Raw genomic sequence first — 26,179 nt, forward strand, 5'->3', positions numbered from 1 at the left:
ATCGTCGAACCGGAGTCCCTGGAGCGCTCCCTGGGCAAGATCCGGCGCATCGTGGACCTCCGCCCGCGCCCGTGACCGGCCGGCACCCCCGCGGCTCGGCCGAGGGGGTGCCGCCACGGCTTCGTCGCGGTGGTGGCGCGACACGCGGTGTGCCGAGGACCGCGGATCACCGCGAGACGCGGCGGACCCCGGACAGGTCACGGACCGTCACGCCGTTGCGGTCGGCGACCGAACGGCCCAGCGCATGGTGCGGCCACAGTCCCCCCGCCACCCATCGGCTGCGCTCGCCCCACGCTCGGGCCGCGGGATGGGTGGCCTTGTAGAAGTTGACGGCGAACCCGCCGGAGTGGATCCGCAGCAGAGTGAAGCCACCGGGGTACTCCTTGACGGCGCTGACCTCCTGCAGCACCACGTGCGGGGCCTGCTGCAGGACGGTCCGCTTGTTGCGGTGGGTGTGGCCCGCGTGATGGAGGAAGACGCCGGGTGCGGCGGCGTAGGCCTCCAGGATCGAGCGCGCCTGGGCACGGTTCAGGCGCTGCCCGGGTGTCACGGGGAAGACGGAGCCCCGGACGGTCAGCGGATGGTGGCCGAAGACCACCGTGGGCTGGTCCTTGTGCTCCTTCAGCCGGCTCCGGAACCAGGAGAGCTGCTCGGCTCCGAGCCCGCCCGCGTCGCCCCCGTTGCCGTGCTTCTCGTAGGTGTCGAGGCCGACGATCCGCAGTCCACCGACGTCACGTGTGAAGTAGCCGGGTCCGCCGTCACCGGGGAACCCCTCGCGGAAGCTGTCCTCGCCGTCGGCCGGGCAGGAGCGGCAGTCGTTCCGGCAGGCGCCGGGGCCGGGCCGGTCGTGGTTGCCCCGCACGACGAAGTAGTCCCGGTCGTGCGTGCCGAAGCCGTCAAGGATGCGTCTGGCCTCGGTCAGGTCCCGCGGTGCCCCGCCGGCCGAGATGTCCCCGGCGGCCAGCAGCAGGTCCGCCCCGCGCAGGCGTGCCTCCGCGACCATCGCCCGGCTCATGATCTCCGGATACGGCGCGAGCCCCGGCTCCTGCGAGACTCCGCGCATCAGGGGTATGCCGCCCACCAGTCCGGCCGTGGTCTCGCCGAGGTGCAGGTCGTTGCAGAGCGCGATGGTCAGCAGATGCCGTCCGGGCGGGGGCTGGGGCGTGGTGAAGGAGTAGGGGCCTCCGCGCGAGCCGCGACCGTGCGGGCCGGTGCCCACCGCGTTGCCGCGCACGAGGTGCAGCGGTGTGGGACGGGCGGCCACACCCCGGGAACGGGCCTGGTAGTAGTACGTCTGACCCGGTTCCAGGCCGGTGAGTTCCACTTGGTGGTGCGCGGTGGGCCGGTCCTCCCCCGCAACGCGGTTCAGGCGGCCCGGACAGGTGCCGTAGACGACCTCTCCCTCGGTGGCCGCCGGGAGCATCCGGCCCAGTCCGTCATCGGTGCCCGGCACTCCGGTGTACCAGGTGATGACGGCGCGGTCCTCGGTCAGGGTCACAAGTTCCAGATGGACGGCCGCTACCGCGTCGGCGTGGCGGGGGACGCCGGATGACGGCCGGGAGGCCGCCCGCAGCAGGGCGGGGGCGAGCAGGGCGCCGGAGCGCAGCACCTCGTGCGGGGCGGGCAGGGCCGCCAGGGCCGAGAGAGCGGGGGAGAAGCAGCAGCGCATGCCGGCTGCTTCCCCGGGCGCGGTGAACGGCGTCGGTGGAGTCGACGGCGACGTCCGGTCGGGAACGCGACATCTCGGCGCGGCGGCCGCAGCGCGGTGGCCGGACCACCGGCCCGGATCCCACGGATGCGCGCCGGCGCCCCGCTTCACCCCGTGTCGCCGAACCGGGTCCGCAGGTCCCGCTTGAGGATCTTCCCGCTCGCGTTGCGGGGCAGCTCGTCCACGAACACCACCCGCTTCGGCGCCTTGAACGGGGCGAGCGTCTCGCGGGCGTGCGCGATCAGCTCCTCCTCGGTGACCCGGCCGCGAGGGACCACGACGGCTGTGACGGCCTCGATCCACCGCTCGTCCGGCAGGCCGACGACCGCCGCCTCGGCGACCTGGGGATGGGTGTACAGCGCGTCCTCGACCTGCCGTGAAGCGACCAGCACACCACCGGAGTTGATGACGTCCTTGAGCCGGTCGACGATGGTGAAGTAGCCCTCGGAGTCCCGTACGCCGAGGTCCCCGGAGTGGAACCAGCCGTCTCGGAAGGCCTCCTCGGTCTCCTCCGGCTTGTCCCAGTATCCCTCGCACAACTGCGGTGACCGGTAGACGATTTCGCCTCGTTCACCGTCCGGCACGTCCTTGCCGGAGCCGTCGACGAGCTTCGCCTCCACGAACAATACCGGGCGCCCGCAGGAGTCCATGCGCCCTTTGTGCTCATGGGGTCCGAGCACCATGGACAGCGGGCCGATCTCGCTCTGGCCGAAGCAGTTGTAGAAGGCGAGCTTCGGCAGTCGCTCCTTGAGGCGTTCCAGGACGGGCACCGGCATGATCGAGGCGCCGTAGTAGGCCTTCCGCAGCCCGCTCAGGCCGCGTGTGCCGAAATCGGGGCGGCCCGCGAGGCCGATCCATACGGTGGGCGGCGCGAACAGGCTGTCGGCCCGGCCCTCCTCGATCAGGTCGAAGAGCCGGTCGCCGTCGGGCGCGTCCAGGATCACGTTCTGCGCCCCCACGGCCAGGTAGGGCAGCAGGAAGACGTGCATCTGCGCCGAGTGGTAGAGCGGCAGCGCGTGCACGGGCAGGTCGCCCGCGCTCAGGTCGAGTGCGGTGATCGCGCTCAGATACTCGTGCACCAGCGCCCGGTGCGTCATCATCGCGCCCTTGGGGAGTGCGGTCGTACCGGACGTGTAGAGCAGTTGCACCAGGTCCTCGCCGCGCGGCTCCACGCCGTCGTACGGCTCGGTCGTGGCGAGCCGCGCGAGCAGCGAGTCGTCCGCGTCGCGCAGCGGCAGCACCCGTACACCCTGCGGGAGGTGGCCGGCGAGACCCGGGTCCGCGAGCACCAGCCCGCAGCCGGACTGGCCGACGATGTACGCCAGGTCGTCGCCGGTCAGGTTCTGGTTCACCGGCACGTGCACCAGCCCGGCGCGCGCGCAGGCCAGGAAGGCGATCAGATACGCGTCGGAGTTGTGGCCCAGTGCGCCCACGCGGTCCCCGCGCTCGAGTCCCGCCTCCACGAGGACGCGGGCGGCGCGTGAGACGGCGTCGTCCAGTTCGGCGTAGGTCCACGACCGGTCCCCGTAGTGGATCGCCACGCGTTCCGGGGTGCGCCCGGCACTTCGCCGCAGTGTGCCGTCGACTGTGACGCTTCGTCCTGCCGTCATGAACCGCCCCTTCGTCCGCCTCCGCCTGCCGCGATCCTCGTCGCGTCCCGCGAGGGCGGTCAAGGTCCGGACGTCTTCTGCGGCGGGGGCCGGTCTCACATCTGGCGGGTGCGGCCTTCCCAGTACGGTTCACGCAGCCGGCGCTTGTACAGCTTGCCGTTCGGGTCACGGGGCATCGCCGCGATGAAGTCCACACTCCTGGGCCGTTTGTAGCCGGCGAGCAGCCGGGCGCAGTGGTCGAGGATGTCGGCGCCGAGCGCCGGTCCCGGCTCGTGGCCGGGGGCCGGTTCGACGACCGCCTTCACCTCCTCGCCCCAGTCGTCGTGCGGGATCCCGAAGGCGGCGGCGTCGGCCACGGAGGGGTGGGTGAGCAGGGCGGCCTCGATCTCCGCGGGATAGATGTTGACCCCGCCCGAGATGATCAGGTCGATCTTGCGGTCGCGCAGGAAGAGATAGCCGTCCTCGTCGAGGTAGCCGAGGTCGCCCACCGTGAAGAAGTCGCCGATACGGCTCTTGCGGGTCTTGGCCTCGTCCTTGTGGTACGTGAATCCGCCGGTGGTCATCTTCATGTAGACGGTGCCGAGTTCGCCGGGCGCCAGCCTGTTGGCGTCGTCGTCGAAGACCGCGAGTTCGCTGATGGGCCAGGCCTTGCCGACCGTGCCGGGCTTCTTCAGCCAGTCCTCGGCGGTCACGAACGCACCACCGCCCTCACTGGCCGCGTAGTACTCCTCCACGCTGTCGCCCCACCACTCGATCATGGCCCGCTTCACATGGTCGGGGCAGGGGGCGGCGCCATGGACGGCGTGCCGCATGGAGGAGACGTCGTAGCGCGCCCGCACCTCCTCGGGGAGCGCGAGCAGACGGTGGAACTGGGTCGGGACCATGTGGGTGTGTGTGCACCGGTGGATGTCGATCACGCGGAGCATCTCCTCGGGCGTCCACTTGTCCATCACGACCAGCCGGTGCCCGATGTGCAGGGACGCGCCCGCGAACTGGAGCACCGCCGTGTGGTACAGCGGCGAACAGACCAGGTGGACGTTGTCGTCGTACGGCTTGATGCCGAAGATGCCGAGGAAGCCGCCGAGATACACCTCCTCCGGCGGTTTACCGGGCAGCGGCCGGCGAATGCCGCGCGGGCGGCCCGTGGTGCCCGAGGTGTAGTTCATGACCCAGCCGAGGGTGCGCCCGCCCGGCGCCGACTCCGGCTGTCCGTCGAGGAGTTCGGCGTACGGCCGGAACCCGTCGACCGTTCCGACGGCGTACCGTCCGGCGGCCGGCAGCTTCGCCTCGTCCGCGGCGCCCTTGGCCGCGTCCGCGAACCTCTCGTGCGCGATGAGCACCTTGGCGCCGGAGTCGGCGACGATCCAGGCGATCTCGGGACCCACGAGGTGGTGGTTGACGGGGACGAGGTAGAGGCCGGCCTGGGTGGCGGCGAGGTAGGCGGTCAGGAACTCGGCGCCGTTGGGCAGCACGACGGCGAAGGAGTCCCCGCGTTCGAGCCCCGCGGCCCGCAGTCCGTGGACCAGCCGGTTGGCCGCCCCCAGCAGCCGTCCGGCGGTCCACTCCTCCCCGTCGGGTGCGACGAGCACGGTGCGCTCGGGGTCTGCCGCTGCCTGGCCCCAGAAACCGTTGGCGTCCTGGTTCACTGCTGGCTCCTTCCGGCGATCCGGTTGATGCGGTCGACGGCGCGCTCGAAGCCGCGGGTGAGGTCGTCGACGACGGCCTGGACACTGCGTTCGCTGTTCATACGGCCGACGATCTGGCCGACGGGCGTGCCGAGCAGCGGCTCCACCTCGTACTTCTGGATGCGGGTGACGGCGTCGGCGACGAGCAGCCCCTGAAGGGGCATCGGAAGCGCGCCGGGTCCACTGGGGTCGTCCCACGCGTCGGTCCATTCGGTCCGCAACTGCCGGGCCGGTTTGCCGGTCAGCGCCCGGGAGCGGACGGTGTCGCCCGAACCGGCGGCGAGCAGCTTGCGCACGAGCGCGGGCGAGGGAAGTTCGGCCTCCGTGGTGGTCAGCCAGATCGAGCCGAGCCAGACTCCCTGGGCCCCGAGCGCGAGGGCCGCTGCCATCTGCTGCCCGCTGCCGATGCCTCCGGCGGCCAGTACGGGCAACGGGTCGACGGCGTCGACGACTTCGGGGGTGAGCACCATGGAGGCGATCTCTCCGGTGTGGCCGCCGGCCTCGTACCCCTGGGCGACGACGATGTCGATTCCCGCCTCCTTGTGCTTGCGCGCGTGCCGGGCGCTGCCGGCCAGCGCGGCGACGAGCACACCCTGGTCGTGGGCGCGTGCCACGACGTCGGCGGGCGGGGAGCCGAGCGCGTTGGCGAGCAGTTTGATCGGATAGTCGAAGGCGACGTCGAGCTGGGAGCGGGCGACCTGCTCCATCCAGCCGGTGATCCGCCACCCGGACGCCTCGCCGTCGGCGAGTTCGGGCACCCCGTACTTGGCGAGGGTGTCCCTGACGAACTGCCGGTGCCCTTCCGGGATCATCGCCTCGACGTCGGCCTCGGTGACACCCTCCACTTTCCTCGCGGGCATGACGACGTCCAGCCCGTAGGGCCTGCCGTCGACGTGTGCCTCGAGCCAGTCGAGGTCGCGCTTGAGGTCTTCGGGGGCGGTGTAGCGGACCGCGCCGAGCACGCCGAAGCCGCCGGCCCGGCTGATGGCCGCGGCGACGGCGGGAAACGGTGTGAAGCCGAAGAGGGCGTGCTCGACTCCCAGTCGCTTGCTCAGCTCCGTCTGCATGGGCGCAGGATGCCGCAGCGACCGGGAGGAGGGAAGACCTTTTCTGATGCTCCGTCAGACAGTGTCCTCGAGCACTGCCATCGCCGCGTTGTGCCCCGGCACCCCGCTCACCCCGCCGCCGCGCACCGCGCCCGCTCCGCACAGCAGAACGTTCGCGTGCGGCGTCTCCACCCCCCACCGGCCGGTGGCCTCCTGCGCGTACGGCCAGGCCAGCTCGCGGTGGAAGATGTTGCCGCCGGGCAGCCGCAGGTCGCGCTCCAGGTCCAGCGGGGTCTTCGCCTCGATGCAGGGGCGGCCGTCCGCGTCCTTGGCCAGACACCCCTCGATGGGCTCGGCGAGGTGGGCGTCCAGCTGCGCCAGCGTCGACTTCAGCAACTCGTCCCGTACACCGTCGTTGTCGCTCTCGAAGAGACGGGCGGGCGTGTGGAGGCCGAAGAGGGTCAGAGTCTGGTAGCCGCGTTCGACGAGTTCCGGGCCGAGGATGGTCGGGTCGGTCAGCGAGTGGCAGTAGATCTCCGAGGGCGGCGCGCTCGGCAGCCTGCCCGCGACCGCCTGGGCGTGGGCGGTGGCCAGCTGCTCGTACCCCTCGGCGATGTGGAAGGTCCCGGCGAAGGCCTCACGGGGGTCGACGGCGGCGTCCCGCAGCGCGGGCAGCCGGGTCAGCAGCATGTTCACCTTGAGCTGGGTGCCCTCGGCCGGGGCGGCCGGGGTGTCGCCGGTGAGCCTGGCCAGCTCCTGCGGCGACGCGTTCACCAGGACGTGCCGGGCGGCGACGGTGCCCTCCCCGTCCTCGGTCCGGTACGTGACCTCGGCGGAGCGTCCGTCGGTCTCGATCCCCACCACCTCGCGCCCTGTGGCGATCACCGCGCCGGCGGCGCGCGCGGCCTGGGCCAGCGCATCGGTGAACGCTCCCATGCCGCCCACCGGGACGTCCCAGGCGCCCGTGCCGCCGCCGATGACGTGGTAGAGGAAGCAGCGGTTCTGTCGCAGGGAGGCGTCGTGGGCGTCGGCGAAGGTCCCGATCAGGGCGTCGGTGAGGACGACACCCCGGACCAGGTCGTCCTGGAAGCGGGCCTCGACGGCGGCACCGATGGGCTCCTCGAACAGCGCGCGCCATGCCTCCTCGTCGTCGACGCGGCGGCGCAGTTCGTCCCGCGTGGGCAGGGGGTCGGTGAGCGTGGGGAACACCCGCTCGGCGACGCGTCCGGTCATCCCGTAGAAGCTCTGCCATGCCTCGTACTCGCGATGGGAGCCGGTGAGCCGGGCGAACGCCTCCCGGGTCCGCCGCTCGCCGCCCCCGACGAGCAGCCCGGTGGGCCGCCCTTCGCGCTCGACGGGCGTGTACGAGGACACCGTGCGCCCCCTGACCCTGAAGTCGAGCTCCAGGTCCCGCACGATCTTCCGGGGCAGCAGGCTGACCAGGTACGAGTACCGCGACAGCCGCGCGTCCACCCCGGTGAACGGCCGTGTGGACACGGCGGCGCCCCCGGTGTGGTCCAGTCGCTCCAGGACCAGCACGGACCGCCCGGCCCGGGCCAGGTAGGCGGCGGCCACCAGTCCGTTGTGTCCGCCGCCGACGACGACGACGTCATATCCCTCGTGTGCAGGCATGCTTCTTCGTAGCACGCCATGATCCGGATCGGCCAGTGACGGGCCGCACCGCGTACCCACCCTGGCCCGGCCAGGCGTCCCCCGTCGCCTGCGATCGCGTCCGTCCGCGCCCCGCCCTCCCCCGGCCGGTCCGCTGCAGCGAGCTGTCAGCCGACTTTGTACGGCGCGGGACGGGCCTCCGGGCCGAGTCTGGCCATCGCGCGCAGGATGTGTTTGGGCGGCAGTTGCCAGCGCAGACGTGCGGGAACGCAGCGGAGCAGGGTGCCGGTGACCCGCAGGCGCCAGGTCACCGTCCTGGGCGCGGGGGCCCGTCTCCCGTACAGCTCGTGGGCGTACGGGGGCAGCGCGCCGTACGCCAGGTCGGCCACGCGCCGCCACACCAGGGTGCGCGCCGGGAGGAGCAGCGGATGGACGGGCGGGCGGCGCAGGAAGTCGTCCACCTCCCGGGCCTCGGGACCGGCGGCGAGCTCGGGCAGCACCTTCTCGAAATAGGCAGCCAACTGGGCTTGGTCTGAAGGCACTTGCTCCTGATCTAGCCCCACGAGGCCCGCCGCCGCCCGGTTTTCGCGGATGTACCGGTCGGCCTGGGAGTCGGTGAGCCGGAAGCCCGAGCGGCGCAGGACGTGGAGATAGGAGTCGATCTCGGCGCAGTGCACCCACAGCAACAGCTCCGGCCGGTCCACGCCGTACCGCTCGCCGGTGCGCGGATCGGTGGCGCCCAGCAGGCCGTGGATGCGGCGCACCCGTGCGGCCGCCCGCTCCGCGGCCTCGGTGGTGCCGTACGTCGTCGTGCCGACGAAGTTGGCGGTCCGCATCAGCCGGCCCCAGGCGTCGCGCCGGAAGTCGGAGTTCTGCACGACGCCGCGCACGGTCGGCGGATGCAGGGCCTGCAGGTAGAGCGCACGGATGCCGGCGACCCACATCATGGGGTCACCGTGCATCTGCCAGGTCACCGAGGAGGGCCCGAAGAACCCCGGATCCGCGTCCACCCCGTCAGTGTGGCCTTGCCCGGTACGCCCCATCAACCGTCCGCGGGCACCCCGGGCGGCAGGTTGAACGGGGTGACCACCTGGATCGGCGACGGCAGATGGGGACCTTCCTCGGGGAGCGCCCCGTGCGCCCGCATGACCGTCTGGCAGGCGCGGCGCATGTCCTGGCGCAGGTCGTGGTGGAGCACGGCGGAGATACGGCGTTCGCCCAGCAGCCGGGTGTTGTCGCGGTCGAGATCGTGTGCGATGAAGACGGCCAGGTCGCGGCCGAGCGCCGCGAAGGCGTCCACGGTCGCGGCGTTGCCGCCGCCGACGGAGTAGACGGCGTTGATCTCCGGGTCCCGCTCCAGGGCGGCCAGCACGAGATCCCGCTGAGTGGCGTCCAGACCGTCACTGTCGGTGACCTCGACGACCGTGCGCTCGGGGCAGGTCATCCGGAGCGCGCCGCGAAATCCCATCTCGCGTTCCTCCTCGCCGCGGAAGAAGCCGCGGCTGATGGTGACGAGCACATGGCCGGGGCGGTCGCCCAGCCACTGGTCGAGGAGGTAGGCGGCCGTGGCCCCGGCGGCACGGTTGTCGATGCCGATGTACGCGTGGCGGGCACTGCCGGGCAGATCGGTCACCAGGGTGACCACGGGGATCCCGGCCCCGACCAGCCGGGCGACGGCGGCGGTGATCTCGGGCAGGTCCGGGGCCTTGAGGATCACCCCCTGGGAACCGCGCCGGGCGATGCGGTCCAGGATGCTGATCAGCTCCTCGGGCGGACAGGCCTCCCGGAAGTGGAAGCGGGAGCGGACGAGGGCGGGGTGCAGGGAGGGGAGTTCGGCCTCCAGGGCGTCACGGACCGCGGCGGAGAACCGGGCCGGTGTCTGCATCACGATGTCGATCATGAAGGCGCGTCCGCCGATCCGGACCTGGGTGCGCTGCCGGTCCAGGTCCTTGATCGCCTGGTGCACCTCACGCACCGTGCTCTCCCGGACCCCGCCGCGGTGGTTGAGGACGCGGTCGACGGTCGCCTGGCTCAGGCCGGCCTGACGGGCTATCTCGCGGATCGTGTACGGGTGTCCCATGACTCGTTCCCGGACGTCGGCGGCGCGGGGCCGCGACGGCTTGTCGATGATGGCTTTTTGATGGGCCTCTGATCATTGAATGAGTGACCCGGGTTCACAAGACTGGCGGAGGCGACAGCACTGCGAAAGGAGTATGCGATGGCTCTCACCGCCACCGGACCCGCGACCTGGCTGAGCGAGGAGGACTGCGACCTCGACGCCTTCCGCACCCTGGTCGAAGGGCGCACCGACCCGGCGGACTACCCGCACGCCGCGGACGTACGGCAGAACGTCCCGGTGTACGACTGCGACCGGCTGCGGGAGGCCGACCCGAGGCAGGTGCAGACGGAGTGGGTGCGTGCCCTGCTGGACGGGCCCGGCATCGTGGTGCTCGAGCGCGCCTTCCGCGACCTCGGCGCCGTGGACCGCGCGAGCGCCGCCTTCACCGCGCTGATCGAGCAGGAACGCGCGACGGGTGCCGCCCGCGGGGACCACTTCGCCAAGCCCGGCGCCAACGACCGGGTGTGGAACGCGCTCGACAAGCTGGCCGCACACGACCCGGAGACGTTCGCCGACTACTACGCCAACGACATGCTGGCGCTGGTCGCCGAGGCCTGGCTGGGCCCGGGCTACCAGATCACCTCACAGGTGAACCAGGTCAACCCGGGCGGCGCGGCGCAGAGCGTGCACCGCGACTACCACCTCGGATTCCTCGGCCAGGAACAGGCGGCCCGCTACCCGGCGCACGTGCACCGGCTCTCCCCCGTACTGACGCTGCAGGGCGCGGTGGCGCACTGCGACATGCCGGTGGAGTCCGGCCCGACGCTGTACCTGCCGCACTCGCAGAAGTACGAACCGGGCTATCTGGCCTGGCGGCTCCCGGAGTTCATCGCCTACTTCGACGCGCACCACGTCCAGCTGCCCCTGGCCAAGGGCGACGCGGTCTTCTTCAACCCGGCGCTCTTCCATGCCGCGGGGCACAACCGCTCCGCCGGCATCAGGCGCATGGCCAATCTGCTCCAGATCTCCTCCGCCTTCGGCCGCGCCATGGAGACGGTCGACCGCGAGGCGGTGTCGAACGCGCTCTATCCGGTCCTGCTGCGGCGCCGGGGCGAGGGCGCCGACCAGGACTGGCTGCGCCGGGTGGTCGCGGCCTGTGCCGAGGGCTACCCCTTCCCGACCAACCTGGATCTGGATCCGCCGGCCGACGGGCTGGCCCCGCCGTCCCAGGCGGACATTGTGTGGCAGGCCGTGTCCGAGGGCTGGAGCCCCGGCCGGCTGCGCCGGGAACTCCGGGCCGGCGCCGAGCGCCGCACGATCTGAAAGGACATCCGCACTCATGGGTCTTCTGACGGACAAGGTCGTCCTGGTCAACGGCGGAAGCCAGGGCGTGGGAGCCGGAATCGTCCGGGCCGCCGTACGCGAAGGCGGGCGGGTCGTCTTCACCGGTCGCCGGGCGGACGTGGGCGAGCGGTGCGCGGCCGAGACCGGGGCCGGCTTCCTGCGGGCGGACCTCGCCGACCCCGCGCAGGCGCGTCACAGCGTGGAGCAGGTCGTGGAGCGCCACGGCCGCATCGACTGCCTGGTGAACGCGGCGGGGCTGACCTCACGGGGAACGCTGCTGGACACCACGCCCGAGCTGTTCGACGCCCATGTCGCGATCAATCTGCGGGCGCCGTTCTTCGCGATGCAGGCGGCCGTGCAGAACATGGTGGACCGCGAGGCGGCCGGCACCATCGTCAACATCATCACGTCCTCGTCGCACGGCGGGCAGCCCTTCCTCGCCCCGTACGTCGCCGCCAAGGCCGGACTTTCGGGACTCACCCGCAACGCCGCCCACGCACACCGCTGGGACCGGATCCGGATCAACGGGCTGAACATCGGCTGGACGGACACCGAGGGTGAGGACGCCGTCCAGCGCGCCTTCCACGGCGCCGGGGACGACTGGCGCGTCGAGGCGGCGAAGGGGCAGCCGATGGGCAGGCTGGGCCAGGTCGACGAGATCGCCGACTTCGTCGCCTTCCTGCTGTCCGACCGCAGCGGTGTGGTGACCGGTTCGGTGATCGACTGGGACCAGATCGTCCTCGGCGGCCTGGACTGACGTCCCTCTCCTCGGCGCCCCCGCACGCCTTCCACGAAAGATCGGAGCGACTCTTCATGCGTATCGGCATTCTTGGCCTCGGCCGGATCGGCGCCTTCCACGCCGCCACACTCGCCGGACTGGACGCGGTGGACTCCCTGGTGGTCACCGACCCCGTGAAGGCGGCGACCGCCTCGGCGGCGGAACGCCACGGGGCCACGGCGGTCGACTCCCCCGAGGAGCTGCTGGCCGCCGGTGTCGACGGCGTCGTGATCGCCGCGGCCACGGACGCGCATCCGGCACTGATTCTCGCCGCCGTCGAGGCGGGCGTCCCCGTCTTCTGCGAGAAGCCGGTGGCGAAGGCCGTCGAGGAGAGCCTGACCGTGCTGCGCGCGGTGCGGGACAGCGGTGTCGAGGTGCACATCGGGTACAACCGGCGCTTCGACGCGGGCTGTGTGGCTGCACGCAAGGCGGTCCTCGCCGACGAACTCGGCAAGCTGCACACCGTGCGCTCCACCACCCTGGACCCGGCGCCGCCGCCGGAGGCGTACATCGCCGTGTCGGGCGGCATCTTCCGCGACTGCTCCGTGCACGACTTCGACATCGTGCGCTGGGTGACCGGCCGGGAGGTCGCCGAGGTGTACGCGGCGGGCGGCAACCGCGGTGCCGAGTACATCGCGGCGGCGGGCGACGTCGACACGGCCTCGGCGATCCTCACCCTGGACGACGGGACGCTGGCCGTGGTGTCCAACTCACGGCACAACGCGCGCGGTTACGATGTGCGCCTCGAGCTGCACGGCATGAAGGACAGCATCGCCGTGGGACTGGAGGACAAACTGCCGCTGCGGTCCGTCGAGCCGGGCGCCACGTTCCCGGCAGGCACCCCGCACCACTTCTTCATGGACCGCTTCGCCGACGCCTACCGGGCCGAACTCACCGCGTTCACCGAGGTCGTGGCGGGCCGTACCCCCTCGCCCTGTACGGTTGCGGACGCCATCGAGGCGAGCTGGATCGCCGAGGCCTGCACGCTGTCGCTGGCGGAGCACCGACCGGTGCGGATGGAAGAGGTACGGCACGGAATGGACGAGGTGAGCGCGCGGTGAGCGCACCCCTGCGGATCGGGATCCTGGGCGCGGCCCGGATCAGTGAACGGGCACTCCTCACCCCGGCCCGCGAGGGCGGCCACCGGCTGGTGGCGGTCGCCGCCCGCGACCGGGACCGGGCGCAGGCCTTCGCCGACGCCCACGGCGTGGAGCGGGTCGCGGGCTCCTACGCCGAGCTGATCGCCGACCCCGAGGTCGAGGTCGTCTACAACCCGCTGGCCAACGGCCTGCACGGCCCGTGGAACCTGGCGGCCCTGCGCGCGGGCAAGCATGTGCTGAGCGAGAAGCCGTCGGCGAGCAACGCGCAGGAGGCGGCCGAGGTGCGCGACGCGGCCGCCAAGTCGGGCACCGTCTTCATGGAGGGCTTCCACTACCTCTTCCATCCGGTCACCCGGCGGCTGCACGAACTGCTCGCCTCGGGTGAACTGGGCGAGCTGCGGCACGTGGAGACCGTGGTGGCCATGCCAGCCCCGCCCGAGGACGATGTGCGCTGGTCGCTCCCGCTGGCGGGCGGCGCCGTGATGGACCTGGGCTGCTACGGCCTGCATGCCCAGCGGGCGCTGGCCCCCTGGGCGGGTGGTGCTCCCGTGGTCGTCTCGGCCCGGGGCGGGGAGCGGGCGCAGGCACCGGGCGTCGACGAATGGCTGGACGCGGAGCTCGCCTTCCCAGGCGGCGCCACCGGCGTCGCGCGCTGTTCCATAGCACACGACACCTGGCAGGCCACCTGCCGGGTGATCGGCACCCGGGGCGAGGCCACGGCGGTCGACTTCATCCTGCCGCACCAGGACGACCGGGTCGTGGTCCGCACCGGGGCGGGTGAGCGGACGGAGGAACTGGGCCGCAGGTCCTCGTACGCCTACCAGCTCGACGCGTTCACGGCCCATGTGCGCGAGGGCCGGCCGCAACCCGTCGACGCGGAGGACGCGCTCGCGACCATGCGGCTCATCGACGAGTGCTACGAGAAGGCCGGTTTCACGCCGCGGCCGCGCAGTCGAGCCGTCTGAGCCGTCACCACAGCCACGGGTCGTCACCAGAGGCCGGGCTTCTTCCGGACACCGGAAAAGGGCGCCTGACACGGCACACGCCGGACAGGCGCCCTTCCCGGCTTCGGGTCCTGCCTCCGCCGGCGGACGCGGTACGACCATGTCGTTCGAACTGCCAGTCTCCAAAGCCACGATCTGGCGTGGCCGCCTGCTGACGATGCCCTCGGCGCAGGTGGCCCGGCGGCACGCCCGGCAGGCGTAGCGGTCCGCCCCTCCGGGACGCCTACTGGAACCCTGCGCCCGCGTCGGTCACCCGCCCAACTGCGCAAGGATGCCGGTGAGTTCGCGGACGCGTGGGTGGTTGGGGCCGTGCGTGCCGCGGTAGCCCTCGATCGCGTCGCGCAGCAGTGGAACCGCCTCGGCGTTGCGACCCTGGTTGGCCTTCATCGCCGCCAGGTCGACCTGGACCCCGAGGGTCGTCGCGTGCCGAGGGCCGTGTGCCCGCCGGTAGTCCTTGAGCAGCTCGGCGATCAGCGTCTCGGCCTCGGTGACGCGGCCGAGCCTGTTCAGGACGACGGCGTGGTTGTGCCGGGCGGTCAAGGTGTCCGGATGCCGGTCGCCCTTCAGCCGTGACCGGGCGTCGATCAGCTCCCGGTACATCGTCAGGGCCTCGGCGTGCCTGCCCTGGTGGATGAGCACGGCGGCGAGGTTGTGCCGTACGGTCAGGGCCACGTCGCTGCCCGCGTCGGCGTCGGCCAGCATCGCGCGGTACATCGCCTCGGCCTCGGCGAGCCGTTCGGGCGAGCCGCGCAACGTTCCCGCCAGGGTGTTCCTGCAGCTCAGCGTTTCCGGATGGGCGGCGCCGAGGGTGCGGACACGGCGGGCCACGGTGTCCCGCATCAGCCCTTCCGCCTCCTCCCGGCGCCCAAGGTCGATCAGGACCTTCCCCAGATTCGACGCGATCGACAGGGTCTGGTCGTCGTCCTGGCCACGCAGCCGCTCCCACCCGGACAACGCCTCCCGCAACCGCTGCTCGGCGAGCGCGAGATGGCCGCCCTCCTGCAGCAGCCGGGTGAGGTCGTTCAACGCCAGGAGCTTGTTCTCCTCGTCGTCCGCGCGGGCGGTGACCAGCCAGTCGAGGAGTTCGATGGCGTCGTTCCGCCGGTCGGGCAGTCCGCCGAGGGCCGCCGCGTACAGGTGCAGAGCGTGCAGTGTCTCCGGGTGCTGCAGGCCCAGTTCCTCGCGTTTGCGCTCGAACTCCGCTCCACGAGCGAACTCCTGAGTCACCTTCAGCTTGACGTCGATCAGTGGCACGTCACCGGGCCGCTCGGTCACCTTGATCTCGGCACTGCCGAAGTCTCCGACGAAGTGGTCGGTGACCTCCGGCTGCTTCCTCGTCTTCTTCTTGCTCCAGAACGCCACACCACCAGCTTGGTCACAGTATCGCGCCCGTGCCCATACCTTTGACGGCCGCGTGACCGTCATTGGCCGGAATACAAGTGCGCCGCCCACAGCGTCGGGGTTCTCGGGAAACGCTCCCTGCAGCGGCGCACTGCATGGTGCAACGCCGTCGCGACGTCCTCACCCCCGGCGATCCCCTGGTGCAGGTCCACGGCGACCAGCCGGGCCACGTGGTCGTTGACCTGCCACAGCGTGCCGACCACCTGCGGATAGCCGGCGAGCTGGAAGGCCGACATCAGATGCAGGCTCTCATCCGGGATCCGGTGCGTGCCGAGCGACGTCTCGCACGCCGACAGCACGGCGAGCCGGACCCCGGAGAGATCCAGCGCGGAGACGTCGAGCACCGACAGCGGACCGTCGTGCAGCAGGAGATGCCCTGCTGAGGGGTCGTCGGGGTCGCTCGCCGCGTGGCACGCGAAGTGCGCCGACGCGTGGGACGCGAGCGCGGCACGGACCGCGTCGACCGTCGCCTGCGAGCCGGCGAGCCGGGTGGCCGGCGTGAGGGCGGCGATCCTGCTCGCCTCCCGTTCCGTGCCGCGCAGTGTCGTCGCGCCGGGCGCGTCCCCGATCGCCACGATCACCAGATCCTCGCCCGCCCGGACGTATCGGTCCCGGGCACGCCGCAACGCCCGCAGGGTCGGCGTGTAGGCGGACACTGCCCGATCGAGGACCGTCGGACCGTCCGGGAAGCGTCCGGCCGCGTGGAGGGGGAGCAACGCGAGCTGTCCCACCGGCGACCACCAGACCCGTGGCCAGGCGCCGGACGGCTCGATGGTGTACCCGAGTCGTTTCAGCACCGGTTCGGCGACGAAGTCCCACAGCCAGCCCAGTACCTCCGTGACGGTGGTCTGGGCCTCGGTCTCACCCGCTCCCGGGCGGGTCGCCGCGTGCAGCGCGGCCCTGAACGCGGCGGCCTGCTCCGCCACCGAGTCCGGTGTCACGCCCGGCAGTTCTACCACCGTGACGCCCGACGGCTCCACGATCAGCGCGTCACTGCGGAACCCGCTCACGTTGATGAGCACAACCGGCCCGCCCACCGTGGACGCCAGCAGGTCGGCCAGCGCCGGCGGGGCGAATAGGTCCTCGAACCCGGGCAGCCCGCGGGCCTCGTCGAGCAGACGACCCAGCCGGATGTCCAGGTCGTGCCGATCGTCCGCCGCCGTGCCCAGGAGGTGCCCCGACGGGGTCAGCCGTTCGACCGTGTACGCCAGTTGTTCAGCGAGTTCCGGTGCGACGGCGGACAGCCGGGACAGGTCGCTACGGCTCTCCAGCACCTGCCCGCCGAGCACGCCTCGGCCGAGTTCCAGCAGCCGTACGGCCGTCTCCGGGTCGTTCGCCATGACGGCACTGGCGGCCGCGTCGGCGGCTAGACCGTCGAGCTCTTCCAGCGCCCTCTGCTGGTCGAGGCGGGCAAGACGTCGCGGCGCCACACGGGGCAGCAGGCCGACCGCGTAGGCGTAGGCGTCCCGCGCCCGTCGCCAGTGTCCCGCCTCCGCTTCCGTGCCCGCCCATGCGCGTGCGGCCTTGATCCGCACCATCGGCTGCAGTCCCCCGTGTCGGGCCGCTGCCCGGAAGGCGTGCCCCGCCGCGGCGAGGACGCCGGGGTCCTGGCTCACCTCGTACTGGGCGTACAAGGCGTCACCGTAGTTGATCTCGGCCGCGCCGCGCTTCGGACTGTCGGGAGCACTCGCCCGGACGGCGCTGCCCAGTGCCGTCACGGACCGGCGCAACGCCTCCGGATCCCCGGTGAACCGGTACTCGGAGAACCAGACCCGGCCGAGGTTGCCCAGCGCCGACACATGGTCGTCCTCGCCGTACGGCACCGCCTCGACCACCTCGCTGAACGCGGTGACCGCCTGCGCCAGGTCGGACTGCAGCCGGGTGTGCAGGAACCGGTCGTGGTGCAGCAGCCCCAGCAGCAGCGGGATCGTGGCGTCGTTGCTGCCCCGGCCGTGGGCGGCCCGACCCATCTCCACAGCCTGGTCCAGCAGTTCGATGTCGCCGGTCTGTTCTATGAGCCCGTGCACGGCGATCAGGTAGTTCTCGCATCGGTTGCCCCACGAGCGGGTGTCGGCCGGGGTGGCCGCGAGCACCTCACGCAGAAGGCCCACACCTTCCCGCGCCGCTCCCAGGTCACCGGTGTGCCGGCCGCGGTCCCGCAGCGCCGCCGCGAGGTCGACCTTGAAGTCCAGCAGCGAACCCGACGTGCTCGGGGCGCCTTCCACCGCGGCCCGCAGATACCGGATGGCCGTCTGCCGCACCGACTCGTCACCCGTGTGTTCGGCGGAGCGCTGCAACACATCGCCCAACTGGTTGAGCCGCAGCAGGTAGCCCGGATCGTCGGCGGACGACTCCCGAACGCTGTCCTCGAGGACGCGGGCCGCCTCGGCGAGCGCGGTGTGATCGCCGGTCAGCCCGTACCGCAGGTACTGGGCCCTGCCCAGCACGAACAGCACGGCCGGTAGGCGCGGCAGTCGTGACGCCGACTCGACGGCCTCGGCGGCGTACACCGGGTCGCGGGTGTGCTCGGCCAGCAGGATCAGCGCCTCGGCCCGCATCGTGGCGGCCACACGCCTGCTCTCCTCGTCCAGCAGCGGAATCGCCTCGTCGCATCCGGCAATCGCCTCATGGATCGCCGACACGTCACCGGCGTACTGGAAGTGGTCCAGCAGCACGGCACTGAGGTTGACCCGCAGCGCGTGTCGGATCGGGTGGTCCGGCACATAGTCGAGGGCGGCGCGCAGTTGGCCGATCGCCTCCGACAGGTCCGCCGGATCATTGGTGTACCGGTGGCGGTCACGCAAGCTCATCGCCAGGTCGCTCATGGCGTTGACCGAGCCCTCCGCCGCCAGGCGCCGGTTCCGTTCGATCTCGCTGTCGAAGGGTGTCGGGGTCACTGAGCGAGGTTATCCTCACTGGGATGACCGCTGACCAACTCGCCGTCCTGTGCGGGCGCTTGGCCGACGCCGCCGACGCGGTGCGGACCTCGCCGGAGATCCGGGCCCACGCGGAGTCGATCGCCGACCGGGTCCGCGGTGGCGCGTCGCCCGGCGAACTCGCGGACGATTTGGACGAGTTGGAGGAGTTACTGCTGCGAGCGGGGCACGCCGCGGGGCTGAGCCCGGTCCGTTCCTACGAGCGGCTGCCCGGCGCCGGCGACGGTCACCGTATCCTGGAGCTTCTCGTCTGCCCCGGCGGTACCTGCTCCCGGCTCGAGGCGCCGGGCGCGGTGCCGGTGGACTGCCTGGTCCACCGGCGGCCGATGGCCGTGACAAGGCTCAGGTCGTGACCAAGTTCCTCGAGGCCCTGGGCGGCAAGCTGGCCGAACGCTGGCTCACCCTGTTGCTCGGCCCCAGCGTGCTGCTGCTGAGCGTGGCCGTGGCCGGGGTGACGCTGGGGCACCGGCACTGGCACGACACCGCCCTGCTGCTGACCCGGCTCGATCACCTGTCGGCGCAGCCCGCGCTGCGGAGCACCGGCACGCTGGCCCTCGTCCTGGTGGGAGTCCTGGCCGCCTCGACTGGCCTCGGGCTGGCTGTCACCGCGCTGGGCGCCGCGGTGGAACGGCTGTGGCTCGCCACCCGGCCGCGACGGCTCACCGCCCGGCGCCGCCGACGTTGGGACGCCGCGCAGGAGCGGTTCGACCAGGCTCTGTTGGAGGCGGCCAGGGCCGAGGGCACTCCCGAGGCGCCGGCGTCCGCGGCGCTGGCCCGTGAGTTCAACGCCCGGCGCAACCGGATCGGCCTGGCACCGCCGACTCACCCGTTCTGGCTGGGCGACCGGATCGCCGCGGTGGACACCCGGGTCTGGGAGACCTACCGGCTCGATCTCACCTCGGCCTGGCCACGGTTGTGGTTGACGCTGCCCGAGGATGTGCGCGCCGAGATCGGCACGGCCCGCGGCCGGCTCGCCGCCGCGACCCGGCTGGTGGCGTGGGCCCTCGCCTATCTCGCCGTGGGCGCCCTCTGGTGGCCGTCGGCAGTGGTCGGCGTCGTCACCACCGTGACGGCCTGGTGGCGGGCGCGGGCCGCGGGCGTGGCGTTCGCGGAACTCGCCGAGGCGGCTGTCGACCTGCACGGCCGAGGGCTGGCGGAGAGTCTCGGCATCCCTTGCACGGGCACGCTCACCGCGGACGTCGGCGCGGAGATCACCACGTTGCTGAGGAAACGGACATGAGCTTCTTCTCCCGCCGCCGCAGGTCCGCCGACGCGCCGACCCTGGACGACGAGGCCGTCCTGGTGATCGACCAGTACGCGCTGCCCTTCCGGTCGCCGCACTGGTACGGCCACGCCGACTATCACGCGCGGGTCTTCCGGCCCGGGAACACATCGAAGCCGGTCGTCGTCATGGGCGACCTCGACAACGACCCCGTCGCCTCGATCACCAACAAGTGCCCCGAGGTCACGGCTGTCGTCGCCCACCTGGTGCTGGGCCGCCCCGGCGTGCACCCCACCCGGCTGGAGGACCACGCCCGGTGGCTCACCTACTACGCCGCCCATGGCTCCATCGGCGAGAGGTTCTGCGAGGTGTACGACTTCGACGTGGTGCCCGGTTACCAGCCGCCGCTGGTCAACCTCAGGTACCGGGACCTGCGGCGCGAGGAGGCCGAGGACCTCGTGGGCGGGGCCCTCGGCAGGTGGCGGCGGCAGGACTACACCGTCGCGGGGCTCCAGCGGCGCGGAGTCCGGGTGATGCGGGTGCACCCGGCGAGTTCGTGAACGGGGAGGCGCGGCGGAGCGCCTCGCCGCCCACCGGGCTCGCGTCGCGGTACCTGTAGCGCACAACAGGGGACCATCTACCTTGGTGCCGACTGGCCTGCCTGAGTGCCAACCAAAGAGCGGAGTCGCAAGAGCGTCACCTGCGGACGCGGGGCATCCCGAGGCCGATCCAGGAGATGATCTCGCGCTGGATCTCGTTGTTGCCACCGCCGAAGGTGAAGATGACGGCCGAGCGGTAGCCCCGCTCCAGTTCGCCGTGGAGCACGGCGCCCGCCGAGCCCTCCTTCAGCGGGCCCGCGGCGGCGACGATCTCCATGAGCCAGGCGTACGCGTCCCGGCGGGCCTCGGAGCCGTAGACCTTCACGGCGGAGGCGTCCTGCGGGGTGAGCGTGCCGTCCTGGACGGCGTTCACCATCCGCCAGTTGAGCAGCTTCAGCGCGTCCAGCTTCGTGTGCGTCCTGGCCAGGCGCTGCCGCACCCAGGGCAGGTCGATCACCCGGCGGCCGTCGGCGAGCTTGGTCCCCATGGCCCAGCGCTGCACGTCGTGCAGGGCGCGGATCGCCATGGTGCCGTGCGCCGCGAGGGTGACGCGCTCGTGGTTGAGCTGGTTGGTGATCAGTCGCCAGCCCTTGTTCTCCTCACCGACGCGGCGGGAGACGGGGACGCGGACGTTCTCGTAGTAGCCGGCCGTGGTGTCGTGCGAGGCGAGCGTACGGATGAGCGTGCAGGAGTAGCCGGGGTCGCAGGTCGGCACGAGGAGCATGGTGATGCCCTTGTGCGGCGGGGCGTCCGGGTCGGTGCGCACGGCGAGCCACACCCAGTCGGCGGTGTCACCGTTGGTGGTCCAGATCTTCTGCCCGTTGACGACGTATGTGTCGCCGTCCCGCGCCGCGCGTGTCTTCAGGGACGCAAGGTCCGTGCCCGCGTCCGGCTCGCTGTAGCCGATCGCGAAGTCGATCTCGCCGGCGAGGATCTTCGGCAGGAAGTACGCCTTCTGCTCGTCCGAGCCGAACCGCATGAGCGTCGGACCGACCGTGTTGAGCGCCATCAGCGGAAGGGGCACGCCCGCCTGCGCGGCCTCGTCGAAGAAGATGAACTGCTCCATGGCGGTCAGCCCCCGCCCGCCGTACTCCTTCGGCCAGCCGACGCCGAGCCAGCCGTCGCGGCCGAGACGGCGGATGGTGTCGCGGTAGAAGCGCTTCTGCGCCGCCGGTTGGGCGTGGCGGGCATAGGCGTTGTCCGGCACGAGCCGGGCGAAGTAGCCACGCAGTTCGGTGCGCAACCGCTGCTGCTCGGGCGTGTGGTCGAGATGCACGGCGCCTCCAGGCTCCAAGGCCGGTCCTGACGGCGCACACCGTAGAACGTGTTTCAGAAATTGGGAATGGCGATGCGGGCCGAGCCGGTGTCAGGTCGGCCGGCCGAGGCCGTCAGCCCAGCGTCGCGAGGAAGTCGGTGCAGGCCCGACCGCAGGCGCGGCAGGCCCGCGCGGCCGCCTCACCGCCGGGATCCGCGTCGAAGACGTGCGCGCAGTCCAGGCAGACGGACCGGCACCACTCCACCTGGCTCCGGATGCCGTCCTCCTCCTCATGGCCGCCGTGCTGGGACAGCACACGACAGGTCGCGTCGCACACCTCCGCGCACATGACGCCCTTGCGCCGCAGAAGTTCCTGGTCGTGGGTCCCGTCCGGTTCCGCAAGGCTCGCACGCAGGGCGCTCGCCCGCGCACATTCGGTGCAGGTCTGCGCGCAGGCGAAGCGGTCCTCGAGGAAGCGGTAGACCTCCTGCTGGGATGTCGTGGTCACTCGGTGCGGGTAGCCGGTGCCGACCGCGTCAAACCCGCCGCTCCGCCTGGGCGCGCCGGCGCAGCGCCTCCTCAGGACGTCTGCCGCCCTGTACCGCCGGCGCCCCTCACCGCGTCGTGCTCTTCGATGTGTGCGAGGCGATCAGGTCGGGCGTCAGATAGACGTCGGACCGTTCGAAGTCCTTGAGGGTGGTCGGGCGGCCGGTCAGGAAACCGGTGCGTACGAAGTCGTAGCCCGCCAGCGCGTTGAGCGTCCAGTTCGTCATGGTGCGCAGCCGGGCCGGAAACGTGCGCTGCGCCGCGAGGTGGTATCCGCGGGCGACGACCTGCGCGGGGAGGCCCGTGAGTTCCACGCCGACCGGCTTGGACACTGCGTCGACGCCGCCGAGGTCCACGACCAGCCCCAGGTCACGGTGCCGGTACTGCCCGAGCGGCATGCCGTGCAACGCGGCCGCGACGTTCTTCGCGGCGGTCCAGCCCTGGCGCATGGCGTGCTGGGCGGTCGGCGGGCAGATCGCGTGGTCGCTCTTGGCGAGGTCGGGAACCGCGGCGGCGTCCCCGAGGGCGAAGACTCCGTCCAGGCCCGGCACGCTCAGATCCGGCCGGACCACGAGCCGCCCACGGTCGGTCTCCGCGTCGAGCGTGGCAATCAGCGGGCTCGGCGCCACCCCGGCGGTCCAGATCAGGGTGTGGCAGGGCAGCCGGCGGCCGTCCGTGAGCACGACGGTGTTGTGCGTGGCCTCGGCGACCGAGACACCGAGGGAGATGTCCAGTCCGCGCCGCCGGAGGATGGCGAGGGCCTTCGCGCCCAGCCGGTCGCCGAGCTCCGGCATCAGCCTGGGGGCGATGTCCACAAGATGCCATTTGATGAGGGTGGGGTCCAGGCCCGGGTAACGCCGGACGGCGGCGGCGGTGAGGTGGTGCAGACCGGCGGCGGTCTCGGTGCCGGCGTAGCCGCCGCCGACCACCACGAACTGCAGCCGGGTCTCACGCTCCACCGGGTCGGAACTCGCCGCCGCCAGGTCGAGCTGGGCGATCACGTGATCGCGGACCCAGGCGGCCTCGGCCAGCGTCTTCATGCCCACTGCGTGCTCGTTCACCCCGGGGATGTCGAACTGCCGCGTCACACTGCCCGGTGTCAGCACGAGGTAGTCGTAGCGCTCGACGGTCGTCTCGCCGTTGATCTTCCGTACCACCACGGCCTTGGCACCGGGATCGACCCCCACCGCTCCACCGGGCACGATGACGGTGCGCCGCAGCAGACGGCGCAGCGACACGGCGACGGACTGCGGGGTGAGGATCCCGGCGGCGACGTGCGGAAGCAGGGGCAGGTACAGCTGGTGGTCGAAGGGGGTGACGAGCCTGAGCGAAGCCTCGGCGGGCCGGAGGATCCGTTCCAGCTTGCGTGCGGTCTCCAATCCGGCGAATCCACCACCGACGATCAGGATCCGGGGCACGGCCATGGCAGGTCCCTCCAGAGGGAGACGTCGACGCCTGCCACGCTAGGGAACGCGGCCCGGGCCCGCATCCGCAACGGTGGGCACCGGCGCGGCCTCGCGCAGCGCCCGCCATGTGCGGCCTCCCCGAATCATCGGTCAACGCCCCCGCTGGGTCGGCCGTGACTCCTCCCCGGTGAACACCTCCGTCCGCGGACGTCGTCGGTATCGCAGCCGGCTGTCCCGCGCCTGGGACCGCAGCGATCGGGGATACTCCCGAACACCTGGCACAGCGGCCCGAGTTGGATCGGCGCGAAACCGAGGACCCGCTCGATCGCCGCGGAAACCGGCGCCCTGCCAGAGCGGTGCCGGATCATGCGCCGGCGGGCGACCGGACCATCTCGGCGCCTTCCATGGCAGGAGAGCCTCCCCACAGTGCGGCGGACGCCGCTGACGGCCATGGGTTTGCCTGTCGGCGCACACGAACAGTGCTTCCCGCCAGGTGCGATCGGCCGTGCAGCTCCTCTCCGCCCCCACACGCCCGGGAACGTCCGCGCACGTGACCATCGCCCCGTGAGCACGGATACTGCCGGGAGTGGGTCACCGCAAACGGACCAGTGAGACCGAAGACCGCCAGGCTCGTCAGGAGGCTCTTGTGAAGATGCTGATCAATGTCCCGGAATCGGTGGTCGCGGACGCGCTGCGGGGCATGGCGGCCGCCTACCCGCAGCTGACCGTCGACGTGGAGAACCGGGTGATCGTACGGCGTGACGCCCCGGTCGCCGGTCAGGTGGGCCTCGTGTCCGGCGGTGGCTCCGGGCACGAGCCGCTGCACGGCGGGTTCGTCGGCCCGGGCATGCTGTCGGCGGCCTGTCCCGGCGAGGTGTTCACCTCCCCGGTGCCCGACCAGATGGTGCGCGCGGCGGCGGCCGTGGACAGCGGCGCGGGCGTGATGTTCATCGTGAAGAACTACACCGGTGACGTGCTGAACTTCGACATGGCGGCCGAACTCGCCGAGGACGAGGGCATCCAGGTCGCGAAGGTCCTGGTCAACGACGACGTGGCCGTCACCGACAGCCTGTACACGGCGGGGCGGCGCGGCACCGGCGCCACCCTGTTCGTGGAGAAGATCGCGGGAGCGGCCGCGGAGGAGGGGCAGCCGCTGGAGCGAGTGGAGTCCGTCGCGCGGCAGGTCAACGAGAACTCCCGCAGCTTCGGTGTGGCCCTCAGCGCCTGCACCACGCCGGCCAAGGGCTCACCCACCTTCGATCTGCCGCCGGGCGAGCTGGAGTTGGGCGTCGGCATCCATGGCGAGCCGGGGCGCGAACGGCGCCGGATGATGACCGCGCGCGAGATCGCCGACTTCTCGGTGAACGCCATCCTTGACGACTTCGAGCCGCGCAGTCCGGTACTGGTACTGGTCAACGGGATGGGCGCCACCCCGCTCCTCGAGCTGTACGGCTACAACGCCGAGGTGCAGCGGGTGCTGACCGAGCGGGGCGTCCCCGTCGCCCGCACCCTGGTCGGCAACTACGTCACCTCCCTCGACATGGCCGGGGCCTCCGTCACCCTGTGCCAGGTCGACGAGGAACTGCTGCGGCTGTGGGACGCGCCGGTCAGTACGCCGGCGCTGCGCTGGGGCAGGTGAGTGAGGTCAACATCCGTACCAGGCAAGGAGATCCAGTGCTCGACGCCGACTTCTTCCGCCGCTGGATGACGGCGGTGGCCGCGTCCGTCGATCGCGAGGCGGAGCGGCTCACCGCGCTCGACTCGCCCATCGGCGATGCCGACCACGGCAGCAATCTGCAACGCGGGTTCCGCGCGGTGGCCGCCACCTTGGAGAAGGAGGCGCCGGACACGCCCGGCGCGATCCTCCAGCTCGCGGGCCGGCAGCTGATCTCGACCGTCGGCGGAGCGTCGGGACCGCTGTACGGCACCCTGCTGCGCCGTACCGGCAAGGCCCTCGGGGACGCCGCCGAGGTCAGCCGGGAGCAGTTGGCGGAGGCGCTGCGCGCGGGCGTCGACGCCGTCATGACGCTGGGCGGAGCCGCGCCCGGCGACAAGACCATGGTCGACGCCCTGGTACCCGCGGTGGACGCACTCGGCACCTCCTTCGAGGCGGCGAGCACCGCCGCCGAGGAGGGCGCCGTCGCGACGACTCCGTTGCAGGCCCGCAAGGGACGGGCGAGCTATCTGGGCGAGCGCAGCATCGGGCACCAGGATCCCGGTGCCACCTCGTCGGCCCTGCTGATCGCCGCACTCGTGGAGGCCGCCGGTGAGTGAGACCCCGGACAAGCTGGTCGGCATCGTGCTCGTCTCGCACAGTGCGGCCGTGGCCGAGTCGGTCGCCGAACTGGCCAAGGGGCTGGCGGGCGGCGGCACCACGGCACCCGTCGCCCCGGCGGGCGGCACGCCCGACGGCGGGCTCGGCACCAGTCCCGAGCTGGTCGCCTCCGCGGCCGCCGCGGTGGACCGCGGCGCGGGGGTCGCCGTGCTCATGGACCTGGGCAGTGCCGTGCTCACCGTGAAGGCGCTGCTCTTGGAGGGCGACGAACTCCCCGAGAACACCCGGCTGGTCGACGCCCCCTTCGTCGAGGGCGCGGTCGCCGCGGTGGTGACGGCCTCGGCGGGGGCCGACCTGGCGGCGGTGGAGACGGCGGCCACGGAGGCGTACTCGTACCGGAAGCAGTAGGGCAACCTCACGGCGAAGCCGCTGCCGTCCTCGACGCAGGAGGGACGGGTCTCGCGGGCAAGTCCCTGCCCTTCGCGGGGGATGACGGAGCGTCAGTGGACGGAACGCCGGCGCCGCCCGTCCTGCGGCCGGGGGTGGTGGGTGGGGGGGGGGGTCGACGCAGGCACCCGAGGCCGGCGGGGGGGC

22 protein-coding genes are annotated in these 26,179 nt (G+C 71.9%); 10 read left to right on the top strand and 12 right to left on the bottom strand.

Features of this window, described 5'->3' with window-relative positions; translation table 11 throughout:
- Positions 1-166: 166 nt before the first annotated feature.
- The 7 genes from ABZ904_RS23240 to ABZ904_RS23270 all read right to left on the bottom strand — a co-directional run bounded on the left by ABZ904_RS23240 (position 167) and on the right by ABZ904_RS23270 (position 9,740).
- A complete protein-coding gene (locus ABZ904_RS23240; RefSeq protein ID WP_359403161.1) occupies positions 167-1,669 on the bottom strand; it encodes a metallophosphoesterase family protein in 1,503 nt (500 codons plus the stop codon).
- 146 nt (positions 1,670-1,815) lie between these two features.
- Complete coding sequence (locus tag ABZ904_RS23245; RefSeq protein WP_361825338.1) at positions 1,816-3,318, bottom strand: acyl-CoA synthetase; 1,503 nt, start codon at positions 3,316-3,318, stop codon at positions 1,816-1,818.
- A gap of 95 nt (positions 3,319-3,413) precedes the next feature.
- Positions 3,414-4,964: an acyl-CoA synthetase gene (locus ABZ904_RS23250; RefSeq protein ID WP_360993764.1), complete on the bottom strand. Its 1,551-nt coding sequence runs from the start codon at positions 4,962-4,964 to the stop codon at positions 3,414-3,416.
- Positions 4,961-6,070, bottom strand: coding sequence for a nitronate monooxygenase family protein (locus ABZ904_RS23255; protein WP_360993767.1), 1,110 nt, complete (start codon positions 6,068-6,070; stop codon positions 4,961-4,963). Before ABZ904_RS23255 ends, ABZ904_RS23250 begins: the two co-directional genes overlap by 4 nt.
- Before the next feature lie 54 nt (positions 6,071-6,124).
- Positions 6,125-7,681, bottom strand: coding sequence for an NAD(P)/FAD-dependent oxidoreductase (locus tag ABZ904_RS23260; protein WP_359403149.1), 1,557 nt, complete (start codon positions 7,679-7,681; stop codon positions 6,125-6,127).
- Positions 7,682-7,827: 146 nt separating this feature from the next.
- Positions 7,828-8,703: an oxygenase MpaB family protein gene (locus ABZ904_RS23265; protein WP_360993770.1), complete on the bottom strand. Its 876-nt coding sequence runs from the start codon at positions 8,701-8,703 to the stop codon at positions 7,828-7,830.
- The gene (locus tag ABZ904_RS23270; RefSeq protein ID WP_360993773.1) at positions 8,703-9,740 is read right to left on the bottom strand and encodes a LacI family DNA-binding transcriptional regulator; all 1,038 of its coding nucleotides are present in this window, start codon (positions 9,738-9,740) and stop codon (positions 8,703-8,705) included. The genes ABZ904_RS23265 and ABZ904_RS23270 overlap by 1 nt, the downstream gene beginning before the upstream one ends.
- A gap of 138 nt (positions 9,741-9,878) precedes the next feature.
- Between ABZ904_RS23270 and ABZ904_RS23275 the strand changes: the two genes are divergently transcribed.
- From ABZ904_RS23275 to ABZ904_RS23290, 4 genes are read left to right on the top strand one after another with little or no spacing between them, the layout of a single operon-like run.
- Positions 9,879-11,042 carry a phytanoyl-CoA dioxygenase family protein gene (locus tag ABZ904_RS23275; RefSeq protein WP_359403140.1) on the top strand — a complete coding sequence of 388 codons (1,164 nt, stop codon included), beginning with the start codon at positions 9,879-9,881 and terminating at the stop codon, positions 11,040-11,042.
- Between the two features lie 16 nt (positions 11,043-11,058).
- Positions 11,059-11,820: an SDR family oxidoreductase gene (locus tag ABZ904_RS23280; RefSeq protein WP_360993777.1), complete on the top strand. Its 762-nt coding sequence runs from the start codon at positions 11,059-11,061 to the stop codon at positions 11,818-11,820.
- Positions 11,821-11,876: 56 nt separating this feature from the next.
- The gene (locus ABZ904_RS23285) at positions 11,877-12,902 is read left to right on the top strand and encodes a Gfo/Idh/MocA family oxidoreductase (RefSeq protein WP_360993780.1); all 1,026 of its coding nucleotides are present in this window, start codon (positions 11,877-11,879) and stop codon (positions 12,900-12,902) included.
- Complete coding sequence (locus ABZ904_RS23290; protein ID WP_361825342.1) at positions 12,899-13,906, top strand: Gfo/Idh/MocA family oxidoreductase; 1,008 nt, start codon at positions 12,899-12,901, stop codon at positions 13,904-13,906. The genes ABZ904_RS23285 and ABZ904_RS23290 overlap by 4 nt, the downstream gene beginning before the upstream one ends.
- 288 nt (positions 13,907-14,194) lie before the next feature.
- Here ABZ904_RS23290 and ABZ904_RS23295 read toward each other — a convergent pair whose 3' ends face one another.
- Both ABZ904_RS23295 and ABZ904_RS23300 read right to left on the bottom strand, forming a co-directional pair.
- A complete protein-coding gene (locus ABZ904_RS23295) occupies positions 14,195-15,307 on the bottom strand; it encodes a tetratricopeptide repeat protein (RefSeq protein WP_359403128.1) in 1,113 nt (370 codons plus the stop codon).
- Between the two features lie 59 nt (positions 15,308-15,366).
- Complete coding sequence (locus tag ABZ904_RS23300; RefSeq protein ID WP_360993786.1) at positions 15,367-18,243, bottom strand: CHAT domain-containing protein; 2,877 nt, start codon at positions 18,241-18,243, stop codon at positions 15,367-15,369.
- A 23-nt stretch (positions 18,244-18,266) separates the two neighbouring features.
- On the opposite strand from ABZ904_RS23300, the gene ABZ904_RS23305 reads away from it, so the two are divergent.
- The 3 genes from ABZ904_RS23305 to ABZ904_RS23315 are packed head-to-tail and all read left to right on the top strand — an operon-like array spanning position 18,267 to position 20,064.
- Positions 18,267-18,635 (top strand): hypothetical protein, encoded by a 369-nt coding sequence (locus tag ABZ904_RS23305; protein ID WP_360993789.1) that lies wholly within the window; start codon positions 18,267-18,269, stop codon positions 18,633-18,635.
- A complete protein-coding gene (locus ABZ904_RS23310; protein ID WP_360993792.1) occupies positions 18,632-19,522 on the top strand; it encodes a hypothetical protein in 891 nt (296 codons plus the stop codon). The genes ABZ904_RS23305 and ABZ904_RS23310 overlap by 4 nt, the downstream gene beginning before the upstream one ends.
- Positions 19,519-20,064 (top strand): hypothetical protein, encoded by a 546-nt coding sequence (locus tag ABZ904_RS23315; protein WP_360993795.1) that lies wholly within the window; start codon positions 19,519-19,521, stop codon positions 20,062-20,064. Before ABZ904_RS23310 ends, ABZ904_RS23315 begins: the two co-directional genes overlap by 4 nt.
- Positions 20,065-20,200: 136 nt before the next feature.
- On the opposite strand, the gene ABZ904_RS23320 is transcribed toward ABZ904_RS23315, so the two are convergent.
- From ABZ904_RS23320 to ABZ904_RS23330, 3 genes are all read right to left on the bottom strand, one after another.
- Positions 20,201-21,379 (bottom strand): acyl-CoA dehydrogenase family protein, encoded by a 1,179-nt coding sequence (locus tag ABZ904_RS23320; protein ID WP_360993798.1) that lies wholly within the window; start codon positions 21,377-21,379, stop codon positions 20,201-20,203.
- Positions 21,380-21,491: 112 nt separating this feature from the next.
- Entirely contained in the window at positions 21,492-21,866 is a 375-nt protein-coding gene (locus ABZ904_RS23325; protein ID WP_360993801.1) for a ferredoxin, read from the bottom strand.
- Positions 21,867-21,972: 106 nt separating this feature from the next.
- Positions 21,973-23,328 carry an NAD(P)/FAD-dependent oxidoreductase gene (locus ABZ904_RS23330; RefSeq protein ID WP_360993804.1) on the bottom strand — a complete coding sequence of 452 codons (1,356 nt, stop codon included), beginning with the start codon at positions 23,326-23,328 and terminating at the stop codon, positions 21,973-21,975.
- A gap of 628 nt (positions 23,329-23,956) precedes the next feature.
- Between ABZ904_RS23330 and dhaK the strand changes: the two genes are divergently transcribed.
- From dhaK to dhaM, 3 genes are read left to right on the top strand one after another with little or no spacing between them, the layout of a single operon-like run.
- A complete protein-coding gene (gene dhaK, locus ABZ904_RS23335; protein WP_360993807.1) occupies positions 23,957-24,949 on the top strand; it encodes a dihydroxyacetone kinase subunit DhaK in 993 nt (330 codons plus the stop codon).
- A gap of 35 nt (positions 24,950-24,984) precedes the next feature.
- Positions 24,985-25,584 (top strand): dihydroxyacetone kinase subunit DhaL, encoded by a 600-nt coding sequence (gene dhaL, locus ABZ904_RS23340; RefSeq protein ID WP_360993809.1) that lies wholly within the window; start codon positions 24,985-24,987, stop codon positions 25,582-25,584.
- Positions 25,577-25,993, top strand: coding sequence for a dihydroxyacetone kinase phosphoryl donor subunit DhaM (dhaM, locus tag ABZ904_RS23345; RefSeq protein ID WP_359403099.1), 417 nt, complete (start codon positions 25,577-25,579; stop codon positions 25,991-25,993). The genes dhaL and dhaM overlap by 8 nt, the downstream gene beginning before the upstream one ends.
- Positions 25,994-26,179: the final 186 nt, after the last annotated feature.

Origin of the sequence: Streptomyces sp. NPDC046900, assembly GCF_040644975.1 — a bacterium.
In the GTDB taxonomy this organism is placed as follows: domain Bacteria; phylum Actinomycetota; class Actinomycetes; order Streptomycetales; family Streptomycetaceae; genus Streptomyces.